At 45.0% G+C, this 14,334-nt stretch carries 12 protein-coding genes; 9 read left to right on the forward strand and 3 right to left on the reverse strand.

Annotated elements, in window-relative coordinates; all coding sequences use genetic code 11:
- Positions 1–24: 24 nt before the first annotated feature.
- The 9 genes from purD to DWW10_RS09595 all read left to right on the forward strand — a co-directional run bounded on the left by purD (position 25) and on the right by DWW10_RS09595 (position 11,108).
- Entirely contained in the window at positions 25–1,299 is a 1,275-nt protein-coding gene (purD, locus tag DWW10_RS09555) for a phosphoribosylamine--glycine ligase (RefSeq protein ID WP_022393103.1), read from the forward strand.
- Positions 1,300–1,363: 64 nt separating this feature from the next.
- Complete coding sequence (locus DWW10_RS09560; RefSeq protein ID WP_182021378.1) at positions 1,364–2,362, forward strand: hypothetical protein; 999 nt, start codon at positions 1,364–1,366, stop codon at positions 2,360–2,362.
- Complete coding sequence (locus tag DWW10_RS09565) at positions 2,347–2,820, forward strand: YqaA family protein (RefSeq protein WP_022393105.1); 474 nt, start codon at positions 2,347–2,349, stop codon at positions 2,818–2,820. Before DWW10_RS09560 ends, DWW10_RS09565 begins: the two co-directional genes overlap by 16 nt.
- A gap of 5 nt (positions 2,821–2,825) precedes the next feature.
- Complete coding sequence (gene mnmC2, locus DWW10_RS09570) at positions 2,826–3,536, forward strand: tRNA (5-methylaminomethyl-2-thiouridine)(34)-methyltransferase MnmC2 (protein WP_022393106.1); 711 nt, start codon at positions 2,826–2,828, stop codon at positions 3,534–3,536.
- Positions 3,537–3,576: 40 nt separating this feature from the next.
- Positions 3,577–4,503 carry a metal ABC transporter solute-binding protein, Zn/Mn family gene (locus DWW10_RS09575; RefSeq protein WP_022393107.1) on the forward strand — a complete coding sequence of 309 codons (927 nt, stop codon included), beginning with the start codon at positions 3,577–3,579 and terminating at the stop codon, positions 4,501–4,503.
- Between the two features lie 27 nt (positions 4,504–4,530).
- Positions 4,531–5,376: a metal ABC transporter ATP-binding protein gene (locus tag DWW10_RS09580; RefSeq protein WP_022393108.1), complete on the forward strand. Its 846-nt coding sequence runs from the start codon at positions 4,531–4,533 to the stop codon at positions 5,374–5,376.
- A gap of 145 nt (positions 5,377–5,521) precedes the next feature.
- Positions 5,522–6,661: an AAA family ATPase gene (locus DWW10_RS09585; protein WP_022393109.1), complete on the forward strand. Its 1,140-nt coding sequence runs from the start codon at positions 5,522–5,524 to the stop codon at positions 6,659–6,661.
- A gap of 358 nt (positions 6,662–7,019) precedes the next feature.
- Positions 7,020–10,364, forward strand: coding sequence for a protein O-mannosyl-transferase family (locus DWW10_RS09590; protein WP_022393110.1), 3,345 nt, complete (start codon positions 7,020–7,022; stop codon positions 10,362–10,364).
- A 129-nt stretch (positions 10,365–10,493) separates the two neighbouring features.
- A complete protein-coding gene (locus tag DWW10_RS09595) occupies positions 10,494–11,108 on the forward strand; it encodes a polysaccharide deacetylase family protein (RefSeq protein WP_022393111.1) in 615 nt (204 codons plus the stop codon).
- 80 nt (positions 11,109–11,188) lie between these two features.
- On the opposite strand, the gene DWW10_RS09600 is transcribed toward DWW10_RS09595, so the two are convergent.
- The 3 genes from DWW10_RS09600 to kduI all read right to left on the reverse strand — a co-directional run bounded on the left by DWW10_RS09600 (position 11,189) and on the right by kduI (position 14,250).
- Positions 11,189–12,433, reverse strand: coding sequence for a DUF4861 domain-containing protein (locus DWW10_RS09600; RefSeq protein WP_022393112.1), 1,245 nt, complete (start codon positions 12,431–12,433; stop codon positions 11,189–11,191).
- A 108-nt stretch (positions 12,434–12,541) separates the two neighbouring features.
- Positions 12,542–13,336 (reverse strand): gluconate 5-dehydrogenase, encoded by a 795-nt coding sequence (locus tag DWW10_RS09605; RefSeq protein ID WP_022393113.1) that lies wholly within the window; start codon positions 13,334–13,336, stop codon positions 12,542–12,544.
- Positions 13,337–13,407: 71 nt separating this feature from the next.
- On the reverse strand, positions 13,408–14,250 hold the full coding sequence (gene kduI, locus DWW10_RS09610) for a 5-dehydro-4-deoxy-D-glucuronate isomerase (RefSeq protein ID WP_022393114.1): 843 nt from the start codon (positions 14,248–14,250) through the stop codon (positions 13,408–13,410).
- Positions 14,251–14,334: the final 84 nt, after the last annotated feature.

Raw genomic sequence — 14,334 nt, forward strand, 5'->3', positions numbered from 1 at the left:
CAATAAATTAAACGAAATATAAAGATGAAGATATTATTATTAGGAAGCGGCGGCCGCGAGCACGCTCTGGCATGGAAAATAGCCCAAAGTCCGAAAGTAGAGAAACTTTTTATAGCCCCCGGTAATGCCGGTACCAGTGCAGTAGGCGAGAATGTAGCTATCAAAGCTACCGACTTCCCTGCCCTGAAAGCTTTCGCCCTGAAAGAAAAAGTAGACATGATCGTGGTAGGCCCCGAAGATCCGTTGGTAGAAGGCATCTACGACAGCTTTACCGAAGACGCCGCCACACAACATATCGCCATCATCGGCCCTACTGCCAAGGGTGCCCAGTTGGAAGGCAGCAAGGAGTTTGCCAAGGGCTTCATGGAACGCCATGGCATCCCCACCGCCCGCTACAAAAGCATCAATGCCGAGAATCTGGAAGAAGGACTCACTTTCCTTGAAACCCTTGAAGCACCCTATGTGCTGAAAGCCGACGGTCTTTGCGCAGGAAAAGGCGTACTGATCCTTCCTACACTCGAAGAAGCCAAAAAGGAACTGAAAGAAATGCTCGGTGGCATGTTCGGTCAGGCCAGTGCCACAGTAGTTATCGAAGAATTCCTCAGCGGCATCGAGTGCTCCGTATTTGTGCTGACAGACAGCAAGAACTATAAAGTTCTGCCCGTTGCCAAAGATTACAAACGCATCGGTGAAGGTGACAAAGGTCTAAATACCGGTGGTATGGGAAGCGTGACTCCCGTTCCTTTTGCCGACGAGGTATTTATGGAAAAAGTGCGTACCCGTATCATTGAGCCCACCATCCGCGGACTGCAAGAAGAAGACATCCTTTACAAAGGATTCATCTTCCTCGGACTGATCCGCGTGAAAGGCGAACCGATGGTCATAGAATATAATGTCCGCATGGGTGACCCAGAAACAGAAAGCGTCATGCTGCGTGTACAGAGCGACTTCGTGGAACTTCTGGAAGGTGTACGCGATGTGAACCTCGATACAAAGACATTGACAATGGACCCGCGTACGGCTGCTTGCGTCATGCTCGTCAGCGGCGGATATCCCGAAGCTTACGAGAAAGGTAAAGTAATGACCGGGTTTGAAGAAGCTGCCGCTACAGACAGTATTCTCTTCCATGCCGGAACAGCAATGAAAGACGGCCAGGTGGTAACAAACGGCGGACGCGTGATTGCCGTATGTTCGTATGGTGAAACCAAAGAAGAAGCCCTTGCCAAGAGTTATAAAGTTGCGGAAATGATTCAATTTGACAAGAAGTATTTCCGCCGTGACATCGGCTTCGACCTTTAAATAAAAGTGATAGAGTGATAAGATATCACATTACCACCTTATCACATTACCACATTTTTATATGATACGAAGTAAACGACTACAGAACCGGATCACAGCGGGACGTTTCACACTGCCCGCTGCCATCCTCTTGTCACTATTCTGCTGGATACTGACCTCTATTCTATTGCCTGAAGTTCCGGTAATAAAAAGTAGTTATCCCCTGTGGGATACTATCATAGATGGGTATATTCCGGCATGGGCAAGTATACCTTTAAGTTTCATCTTCTATGGCGTCGTCGGTTACTTCCTGATAGAACTAAACAATACTTTTGCCATCATCCGCATGCGGGCATCTGTGCAAACGGCCATTTATTTCCTGTTTATATCCGTTTGTCCGGCCCTGCATCCAGTTTATGCCGGAGACTTTGCCTCGATAGCATTTCTTATATCCTTGTTCTTCCTGTTTAAGGGCTACCAGCATCCCCGTCCGGCAGGCACCATGTTCTATTCGTTCCTCTTTATCGGGTTGGGTAGTCTGTTCTTTCCGCAACTGACACTGTTTATTCCCCTCTACTGGATAGGTGCATACGGTTTCCAGGCACTCACTCCAAAGAGCTTTTTCGGCAGTCTGATCGGTTGGACTTTACCCTACTGGTTTCTATTGGGGCATGCTTACTTCTACGATGAAATGAACTTATTTTACCAGCCTTTCATCGAACTGGCAACATTCCACCCTATCAATCTATGGGACTTCCCCTTGTGGGAAATAGCTACATTGGGCTATCTGTTCGTATTATACCTGGTCAGTTCCATCCACTGTCTGGTGGCAGGTTACGAAGATAAGATACGTACCCGCAGTTATCTGCATTTTCTTATTTTTCTGAGCTTCTGCATCTTTATCTATATCCTGCTACAGCCGATTCTGACGATTCATCTCCTGCCTCTGCTGCTGATAGGTGTCAGTATCCTGACGGGACATTTCGTGGTGTTGACGAACAGTCGGGCTTCCAATGTGTTTTTCATTTGTGCCCTTGCAGGGCTTGTACTTTTATTCGGATTTAATATATGGACGCTTTTGTAGATTCACTGGTTCAACTCCTGATAGACTGGGGCTATCTCGGTTTATTTATCTCAGCCCTGCTGGCGGGAAGTATCGTTCCGTTCAGTTCGGAGCTGGTGATGATAGCATTGGTGAAAGTTGGGCTCAGTCCGGCGATGTGTGTACTCTTTGCTACCCTGGGTAACACAATTGGCGGTATGACGTGCTACTACATGGGACGGCTAGGCAATATAGTCTGGATAGAGAAATATTTCAAAGTAAAAAAGGAGAAAGTAGATAAGATGCAGGCTTTCCTGCAAGGGAAAGGGGCACTGATGGGTTTCTTCGCATTTCTACCTTTCGTGGGCGAAGCGATAGCCATTGCACTGGGCTTCATGCGTAGCAATGTATGGCTGACTACTTCGTCTATGTTTGCTGGAAAGCTGATACGGTATGCCGTAATGCTACTGGCATTGCAAGGAGTAATATCAATGTTTTAAGAGTTATGAAACGAACTATAGAGCATACGGAAGACGGAAGCGCAACGCTGTTTGTGCCGGAACTGAATGAACATTACCATTCGGTGAAAGGAGCGCGTACAGAGTCGCAGCACATCTTTATAGATATGGGGTTGAAAGCTTCAACCGCACCCCAGCCGCATGTTCTGGAAATAGGTTTCGGTACCGGGCTGAATGCTTTGCTTACACTGGAAGCTGCCGAGGAAGAAGAGCGCCCCGTACACTATACCGGTATTGAACTTTATCCTCTTGCCTGGGAAGAAATCAATGCATTGGGATATAGTGACAATCCATTGTTTAAGCAGTTACATACTGCACCGTGGGAAGAAGATGTGAAGATAGCCCCGTACTTCACTCTGCGAAAAATACAGGCGGATGCAAATAGCGACAAAGTGTTAGTGATTAGTGATAAGCATGATACAACCCACTCATCACTAATCACTAACACCTTATCACTAAATCCCGATCTCGTTTATTTCGATGCCTTCGCCCCCGAAAAGCAACCGGAAATGTGGAACGAACAATTATTCCGTTCACTCTATGTATCTATGAATATAGGGGGTATAATGACGACGTATTGCGCCAAAGGCGTTATTCGCCGTATGTTGCAAACTGTAGGTTTCTTTGTGGAACGCCTTCCGGGACCTCCGGGCGGAAAACGGGAAATACTGAGAGCAACCAAGAGAACAAACAACTAAAGTTATAACAAATATTGGAAACCATAAATATAATAAATAAATGAAACGAATATTCCTGTACATCCTCGCTGCCCTGCTCGCTACGTCTTGCAAGAATAACAGCGTTCAAAATAAGAATGAAGACGATAAACCCGTCATTACCGTCACCATCGAACCGCTACGCTACTTCACTGAAGCTATTGCAGGAGACAACTTCAACGTTATTAGTATGGTACCCAAAGGTAGTAGCCCGGAAACGTATGACCCTACTCCGCAACAACTTGTCGACCTTGCCAAGAGTAAAGCTTACTTCCGTATCGGCTACATCGGTTTTGAACAAACCTGGATGGATAAACTGACGGATAATGCTCCGCATTTGCAATTTTTCGATACTTCCCGTGGTATCGATCTCATTTATGATTCCTCGCACGCCCATCACCACCACGGCGACGACGAAGCGCATATCCACGATTCTATTCAAGAAGATGAGCACCACATCCTCGGCGTAGAACCACATATCTGGAGTTCTGCTTACAACGCGCAAATTATTGCCGGAAATATTGTAAACGCCCTGTGCACCATCGACAAGAATAACGAAGAAACTTACATGGAGCGTTATAAAAACCTCTGTAATCAGATAGAACATACCGACAGCCTTATCTGCCATATGCTTTCTGCCCCCAATGCGGACCGTGCCTTTATGATTTATCATCCGGCATTGTCCTACTTTGCACGCGACTACGGTTTACATCAGATTTCTATTGAAGAAGATGGAAAAGAACCCTCTCCCTCCCACCTCAAAAACCTGATAGATACCTGCAAGGAAGAAAAGGTACGTGTCATCTTCGTACAACCCGAATTTGACCGTCGCAATGCAGAAATCATAGCAAAACAAACAGGTACGAAGGTAGTTCCTATCAATCCGCTTTCTTACGATTGGGAAGAAGAGATGTTGAACATTGCCAGGGAACTGGTCGTTAAGAAGTAATCGGAGACTGTAAAATAGAGTAAAGAAATGAGTACGCCCCTTATCGAAATAAAAAATCTCAGCGCCGGTTATGATAGCCGTACAGTGCTGCGTAATGTAAACCTCACCGTTTACGACCGGGATTTTCTGGGCATCATCGGCCCCAACGGTGGCGGAAAAACAACGCTCATCAAGTGTATTCTCGGCCTGCTGAAACCTACAGCAGGAGAAATTTTATATAGTGATAAGCGATTCGTGGCAAGTGACAAGCAGAGAGGCACAGCGCAACGCCCGGCACTGACTACCAATCGCTCCGTTCTAAAAATGGGGTATTTGCCTCAATACAATAGCATTGACCGTAAATTTCCTATAACAGTGGAAGAAGTGATTCTTTCAGGACTCAGTTCACAAAAGTCACTGATTTCACGCTTCACTGCGACGCATCGGGAAAAATCCAGGCAAGTGATTGCCCGCATGGGATTGGAAGGTCTGGAAAAACGTGCTATCGGTGCATTGAGTGGCGGACAATTGCAACGTGCCCTACTGGGACGTGCCATCATTTCCGATCCGGCACTTGTTGTCCTCGACGAGCCCAGTACATATATAGACAAGCGCTTCGAAGCCCGGCTTTACGAATTGCTGGCTGAAATTAACCATGATTGCGCTATCATTCTTGTCAGCCATGACATCGGTACAGTGCTGCAACAGGTGAAATCCATCGCTTGCGTGAATGAGACGCTGGATTACCATCCCGACACGGGTGTAAGCGAAGAATGGCTGGAACGGAACTTCAATTGCCCGATAGAACTGCTGGGACATGGAGCTCTGCCACATCGCATATTGGCGGAACATAAGTACGGAGATGGATGTGGATGTTGTAACAGCAAACATTGAAAAGAACAAGGAAGGATACAAATCATTACCAGAACAAGTACAAAAGTGGTGTTTTGCACATATTTCAAACAAAGTTATACATAGATGTATTATACATTCATGTATAATTTGTATATTTGTCCTTAGAATCAAGAACAAACAGCTTATGAAATCACCTTTTCAATACGGTACGCTGGTCGATAAAGAGAGTTTCGTCAACCGCATAGAAGAACGTAAGCAACTGAAAGAGTTGCTTGGATCGGGCATTAATGTAATGCTTATCTCTCCGCGTCGTTGGGGTAAGTCTTCGCTTGTAAAGGTAGCAATGGACGAGCTGATGCATGAAGACAAACATATCCGTGTATGCTTCATTGATGCATTCAGCATCAAAACCGAAGCCGAATTCTACCGTGCGTTTGTCCGGGAAGTCATTACATGTGCAGCCTCCACGCTCGAAAAGCGGCTGGAAGATGTAAAACACTTCCTGAAAACCATCTCTCCCAGTATTACTCTGAAAAGCGATGCCTCCGACATAATGTCTTTCGACCTAAAGTTCGAGTTGGAAGAAAGAGATGTCATGGAGATATTGGAATTACCCGAAAAAATAGCTTCTGCCAAAGGCATACAACTTATAGTATGCATTGATGAATTCCAACAATTGGCATTATTGCCTGACTATAAAAGTATGGAAGGCAAGATGCGCTCTGTCTGGCAGCAACAACAGCGGGTAGCCTATTGTTTCTATGGGAGCAAGCGGCACATGATGATGGACATTTTCAACAATTCGTCCAATCCCTTTTATCGTTTCGGACAAGTACTGTTCCTACAAAAGATTAAGAAAGAGGAATGGGTACCTTTCATCATCAATGCCTTCCGCCGAACTGAGAAAGGAATCAGCGAAGAGCAAGCGGAACGTTTGTGCGACATCGTGAAGTGCCATTCGTGGTATCTGCAACAACTGTGCTACTTTATCTGGAGCGGCACTTCCGGACGAGTGACAGACGATATCATCGAAGTCCGTACCCGCCAACTAATAGATACCAACATGCCCATGTTCATGAACGACACCGAGAACCTAACCGCCGCCCAAACAGCCATGCTGCGTGCAGTTGCCGACGGTGAATACCGCCTCAACTCTGCCGCCGTAGTGCGCAAATATGAACTGGGAAGTGCCCAAACTATCACACGAAACAAACGAATACTGACTGAACGTGACTTCATGGAGAAAGAGGGAGAACGGTACGTGTTCTCCGACCCGGTGTTCGAGTTGTGGTTCAGGAGGGAGTATTACCGAATGTCCCACTAAGCAAAAAGTGCATAACTACCTGTGCTGTAGAGCACTTGATGTTCCACTATAATCTATCGCAGTGGGACATAGTTTCAGTCCCGATGGGAGATACATTCAGTCGTAGTGGGAAATGCCTTCAGTCATAATGGGAAATACATTCAGCCGTAATGGGAAATAGCCCCAGTTACAATATCATCAGAACTCGGTTAACCACATTGGCATGAAATCCTTCACTATCAAAATCAATGTATATCTTTTAACCTATCCTAATAAATATGCCTTACCTCCACAGTTTTAGCAGTTAAATCACTATATTTGCGCCCGTGTACGCTAAAATACAGAGATATAACTTAAAAACATAACGAATTATTTCCGAATGAAACAGTACAGAACCGTAAACAACCTCGTAGGTTGGATTACTTTCATCATTGCAGCCACGGTCTACTGCATGACTATAGAACCGACTGCAAGCTTTTGGGACTGCCCGGAGTTTATCACTACCGGCTACAAACTGGAAGTAGGACACCCACCCGGAGCACCTTTCTTCATGCTGGTAGCTAACCTCTTTTCACAATTTGCTTCAGACCCGAGCACCGTTGCTAAAATGGTGAATTATATGAGTGCACTGATGAGTGGCGCTTGTATCCTGTTCCTATTCTGGAGTATTACGCATCTGGTACGCAAACTTGTGGCTACAGATGAAAATAATATTACTAAAGGACAGTTGATTACCATCATGGGTAGCGGTCTGGTAGGTGCACTGGCATATACATTCAGTGATACTTTCTGGTTCAGTGCCGTTGAAGGTGAAGTTTATGCATTCTCTTCTCTCTTCACAGCCGTTGTATTCTGGCTGATACTGAAATGGGAAGATGTAGCTAACGAACCGCACAGCGACCGTTGGCTTATCCTGATTGCATATCTGACCGGATTGAGTATTGGTGTACACTTGCTGAACTTGCTTTGTTTACCCGCCATCGTGCTGGTTTACTACTACAAGAAAGTACCAAACGCAAATGCCAAAGGCTCATTGCTGGCATTACTTGCTTCCGGCATTTTGGTAGCTGTCGTACTCTATGGTATGGTACCGGGTATTGTGAAAGTGGGCGGCTGGTTCGAACTGTTCTTCGTAAATACGTTAGGAATGTCCTTCAACAGTGGTGTAATGGTTTATATCATTGTGCTGGCAGGCTCCATTATCTGGGGTATATACGAAAGCTACACGGAGAAAAACAAGATGCGTATGGCCATCTCCTTCGTGTTGACTATCGCCCTGTTGGGTATCCCATTCTACGGACACGGAACAAGTGCTGTAGTAATAGGTATTATAGTTATCGCTTTCCTGTTCTTCTATCTCAGTCCGAAGATGCAGGCCAGCATGAAAGAGAAATATCGCATTTCCGCACGTACGCTGAACACATCATTGCTTTGTACAATGATGATCGTCATCGGATATTCTTCTTATGCCATCATCGTGATCCGCTCTACAGCCAATACGCCGATGGACCAGAACTCACCAGAAGACATTTTCACGCTGGGTGAATATCTGGGACGCGAACAATACGGAACCCGTCCGTTGTTCTACGGACAAGCATTCTCTTCTAAAGTTGCCCTCGATGTAAAAGACGGTTATTGCGAACCGCGCGTTTCATACAGTGGTACCAAATTTATCCGCAAAGAAAAAGCTACGCCCGATGAAAAGGATAGCTATATCGAAATTCCCGGACGTATCGAATACGAATATGCTCAGAACATGCTTTTCCCGCGCATGTACAGCAGTCAGCACGCCAGGGAATATCAAGCTTGGGTAGACATAAAAGGTAATGACATTCCTTACGACCAATGCGGACAAATGGTGATGGTGAATATGCCTACACAGTGGGAAAATATCAAGTTCTTCTTCACCTACCAGCTCAACTGGATGTACTGGCGCTATTTCATGTGGAACTTCGCCGGACGCCAGAACGATCTGCAGGGTAGTGGAGAAATAGAACATGGTAACTGGATCACAGGAATTTCGTTCATCGATAACTTCCTGGTAGGCGACCAAAGCCTGTTGCCACAAGAGCTGCAAAACAATAAGGGACACAACGTCTTCTACTGTCTGCCTTTGTTGCTCGGTATCATTGGCCTGTTATGGCAGGCATACCGTGGACAAAAGGGCATCCAGCAATTCTGGGTGGTGTTCTTCCTATTCTTTATGACGGGTATCGCCATTGTGCTCTACCTGAACCAGACACCGAGTCAGCCGCGTGAACGTGACTATGCATATGCCGGGTCGTTCTATGCCTTTGCCATCTGGATAGGTATGGGTGTGGCAGGTATTGTCCGTCTGTTGCAGCATTATGCCAAGATGAAAGAACTTCCCGCAGCAACGCTGGTATCTGTTGTCTGCCTGCTTGTCCCCATACAGATGGCAAGCCAGACATGGGATGACCACGATCGCAGCGACCGCTATCTGGCACGTGACTTTGGCCAGAACTACCTGATGTCTCTGCAAGAAACCGGCAATCCGATTATCTTCACCAACGGTGATAACGATACATTCCCCTTATGGTACAATCAGGAGACAGAAGGTTTCCGTACCGATGCACGTACCTGCAACCTCAGCTACTTGCAAACGGACTGGTACATCGACCAGATGAAACGTCCTGCCTACGACTCTCCGTCACTGCCCATCACTTGGGACCGTATGGAGTATGTAGAAGGAACCAATGAATACATCCCTGTACAGCCTGATTATAAAAAGAGCATCGACGCCCTCTATGCTGAGGCTGAAAAGCAGGCACTGAACGGTAATCCTGAAGCATTGGTGAATGTGAAGAAAGAATTCGGAGAAAATCCGTACGAACTTCAGAACATCCTGAAATACTGGGTACGCAGCAAGAATGATGACCTTAAGGTAATTCCTACAGACAGCATCGTGATGAAGGTGGACAAGGAAGCAGTACGCCGCAGTGGTATGATGATACCGGGTGACAGTATCCCCGACTATATGCACATTTCACTGAAAGGTAAACGCGCACTCTATAAGAGCGAACTGATGATGCTTGAAATGCTGGCGGAAGCCAATTGGGAACGTCCTATCTACATGGCAGTCAGCGTAGGTACGGAAAACCACCTTGGCATGGGCAACCACTTCGTTCAGGAAGGTCTGACTTACCGCTTCACTCCGTTTGATACTGAAAAGACTGGTGTCAAGTTGGATAGCGAAAAGATGTACGACAACTTGATGAACAAATTCAAATTCGGTGGCATCGACAAGGAAGGTATCTATATTGATGAGAATGCTATGCGTATGTGTTATTCTCACCGCCGTATCTTCTCACAACTCATTGGTCAGTTGATACGCGAAGGCAAAAAGGATAAAGCTAAAGCAGCCTTAGAGTACGCCGAGAAGATGATTCCTGCCTATAACGTACCTTATGACTGGCAAAATGGTGCTATGCAAATGGCAGAAGCATACTATCAGTTGGGTGAAAAAGAGAAAGGCGACAACATCATGAAGGCACTTGCCGATAAAGCTGTGGAATACCTCACATGGTATCTGAGCCTGGATGACCAACGCTTTGCAATGTCCAGCCATGAAGTTGTTGACTATCAACTGCCTATCCTCAGCACAGAAGTTAAACTCATGCAGAAGTATAACTCCGAACTGGCTCCTGTATACGACAGCAAGCTGAACGAGCTATATCAAATGTGTGTTGACCGGATGAAATAAAAAACAGCGATTAGCGGTTAGTGATCAATGATTAGCGGTTGTGCCCTAACATTCACCCTAACCGCTAATCTCTTATCACTAACCGCTAACTACTAATCACTTATCACTAATCGCTAATTACTAACAATCGTGTTTATAGAACAACCTCCTGAGTTTGTCCGAAAGCTATACCCCGGTGCCATCTGGCGAATGGACCCTAACGAAAAAGCCGTTTACCTGACTTTTGATGATGGCCCCATTCCCGAAGTAACCCCTTGGGTACTTGAATTATTGGATAAACACAACATTAAAGCCACCTTCTTCATGGTGGGAGACAATATACGTAAGCATCCTGATGTATTTCAGATGGTAATAGACCGAGGGCACCGCATTGGCAACCACACTTTCAATCATATTCGCGGATTTGAGTATTTGTCTGATAATTACCTTGCCAATACAGACAAAGCAAACGAACTGATGAAAACAGACCTCTTCCGCCCGCCACACGGGCATATGCGTTGGGGACAATATTTCGTATTAAAAAGACGCTATAAAATTGTAATGTGGGATTTAGTAACCCGTGATTACAGTAAGAAGTTACGTGGTCCGCAAGTACTTGCCAATGTGATGAGATATGCAAGAAATGGCTCTATTATCACTTTCCATGATTCATTAAAATCCTGGAATAACGGGAACCTGCAATATGCATTACCACGGGCACTTGATTTTCTGGAAGAAGAAGGATACGAGTTTAAGTTATTGTAATCCTAATTACATAGTTATATAAAAAATGCCCTCTGAATGGAAAATATTCAGAGGGCATTTTTATTTCTATACAGTATCGACTACTTAATTGTCACCGTCAAAGGATTGCGTACTTGCTGAGCATAATTTGCCATATATGCATTCCATGCTTCCGGAGTCTTGATGTCAGCCTTATCCCAAGCTGCACCCCAGTAGTAAACATACTCTGAACCCGGTTCGTAATCGCTGATAGCCAGTACATGACCATCGGCACCACCACGCAGTTCATTCTTCTCCTTTTCAGGGAAAAGCAACGATTTAGCTTCTTTTACAGTAGCCGGGAAAGCAGCACCTACGAAGATCTTACCATTGTTATTATTCACATTATCCGTAGGATCTACATAAGTGATATAACCGTTAGCAGCATCAGCTACTACAGCACCATCCGGTTCGTGCAATACGATACCAGCAACTACCGGAGTAGTTTCTTTCAGGTTATCATAAACCACAACTGTTTTATTCAAATGAGAACCTGCATCCAACGTGATAACACGTGTTTCAACTACTGTAGAGTCTCCCTTGATGTTCAGAGGATTATAAACCAACTTCACAGTGAAACGCAGCGGACCATTGTCCAGAATATCCTGTGTTGCATAGCAATAAGGATATACGATTTCACCATCGGGCATCAAGGCAGCAGTACCACCACCCAGTGTAGGACCTACTTTATAACAGTCCAGACCGTTTCCATGGTCTACGTGATAAGAAACTGATTTATACAGCTCTTGTGCAGCCTTAGGGTCAGTTTTCTTCAGTTCAGCAATCTTAGCTTTGGTCTCCGGGTTCAATTCGCCTGCATAACGAGCTTCTACAACCGGTTCAGTAGTATTGTACTTTGTCCAAACGTCATAACCGAAAGCACGTTCACCACTCTTTTGCAAAGCAGGGCCATAGGTACGGAAAGCAACCAGGTCGTTTTCCCATGCTACGTCGTCCACACGTTCAGGATAATATCTACCACAAGCCTTTACAGCGAAATTCTCAGGTGTACCTGCCTGGATAGTATAGACAGCTGTACCATTCGCAGCTACGCTTGCAGGGAAAATAACTTTTTCATCGTAAGTAATCTGATAGGGGACTTGTTGTCCGTCAGCATTCAGAACCACAATCTGAGCTGTGTCAGCCAGTTTCAGTTGGTTAGAGATGTCACTCATAGCCACTTCAACCATTTCATTGGAACGCTCCATTGCTAGAGGATTACTTACCGTTACAGTAACCACATCCTTAGTGTTGGTGCAGGCAAAACATACAAATGCTGTTGCCAGTAAAAGGAATAACTTTTTCATATTGCTTAATCAATTGATAATTGAAAACGGATAATGAAGATATAGATAATGGGAAAAATGGATAACTGACAGCATCAATTATCCATTTCCCATTATCTATTCATATACTTATTTAGGCTGTTTGCCAATGTAAGCCAAGATACCACCGTCAACGTAGAGTACGTGACCGTTTACGAAGTCAGAAGCATCGGAAGCCAGGAATACGGCAGGACCCATCAAATCTTCAGGAGTACCCCAACGTGCAGCCGGAGTCTTAGCAACGATAAATGCATCAAACGGATGACGAGAACCATCAGCTTGCGGTTCGCGAAGCGGTGCAGTCTGCGGAGTAGCAATGTAACCCGGACCAATACCATTACACTGGATGTTATATTCACCGTATTCAGAAGCGATGTTACGAGTCAGCATCTTCAAGCCACCCTTAGCAGCAGCATAAGCAGATACAGTTTCACGACCCAATTCACTCATCATAGAGCAGATGTTGATAATCTTGCCGTGACCTTTCTTTATCATAGAAGGAATGACAGCTTTTGATACGATGAACGGAGCATTCAAGTCTACATCGATCACCTGACGGAATTCAGCAGCAGACATTTCGTGCATCGGAATACGCTTGATGATACCTGCATTGTTTACCAGAATATCAATCACGCCCACTTCTTTCTCAATCTGGGCAACCATAGCGTTTACCTGCTCTTCATTCGTTACGTCGCATACATAACCTTTAGCATCGATACCTTCGGCTTTGTAAGCAGCAATACCTTTGTCTACCAATTCTTGTTTGATGTCGTTGAACACGATTTTGGCACCGGCTTGTGCATAAGCAGTTGCCAGAGCGAAACCAATTCCGTAAGAAGCACCGGTTACAAGTGCTACTTTACCTTCTAATGAAAAGTTTACCATAATTTATTTACTTAGGTTTAATAGTTATTTGTTTCTAATTTACGATTCAGAGTCGTGATTTACTCAATATATTACTTCAGATCGGTAATCAAAGAGAAATCCTGATCTCCATAGTCCAGGTTTTCACCACCCATACCCCAAATAAAGGTATAATTGTGAGTAGCGGCAGCAGAGTGAATAGACCATTCAGGAGACAATACAGCCTGGTCGCCCTTCATCCATACATGGCGGGTTTCGTCAACTTCACCCATGAAGTGGCAAACTGCATGTTCTTCGGGCACTTCAAAATAGAAATAAGCTTCCATACGGCGGCTATGAACGTGTGCCGGCATTGTATTCCATACACTACCCGGAGCAAGTTCTGTCATACCCATCTGTAACTGGCAGGTCGGCAATACCTGATTAACCAACATCTTATTAATATTACGGTGGTTAGAACCTTCCAGGCTACCCATTTCAGCAACTACTGCATCAGCTTTCGTCACTTTCTTATCAGGATAGTTACGGTGAGCAGTCAGTGAGTTGAAATAGAATTTAGCAGGGTTCTTTTCGTCCTTGCTTTCGAAGGTTACTTCACGGTCACCTGAGCCCAAATAGAGAGCTTCTTTATAATTCAATTCGAATACAGCGTCTCCGGCTTTTACTACGCCAGGACCACCTACATTATAGATACCCATTTCACGACGAGTCAGGAAGAACGGAGCTTTCAGCGGATCGATAGCTTCCAGCTTCAACACTTCGCCTACCGGCATTGCACCACCTACAACCATACGGTCGTACATGGAATATACCATATTTACTTCGTTAGCAGAAAATACTTTCTCAATGAGGAAATCACGACGGATGCGTTTGGTATCGTAACTTTTTGCATCTTCGGGATGCGCTGCATAGCGAATTTCATAGTTCGTTTTCATAATCCTATTACGTTTTAAAGTTTATAATAATCGGTTATTGGCATACTTCGTTTACGTACACGATGCAAATGTAGCAAAAGAAAA

Origin of the sequence: Bacteroides intestinalis (assembly GCF_003464595.1) — a bacterium.
In the GTDB taxonomy this organism is placed as follows: Bacteria; Bacteroidota; Bacteroidia; order Bacteroidales; family Bacteroidaceae; genus Bacteroides; species Bacteroides intestinalis_A.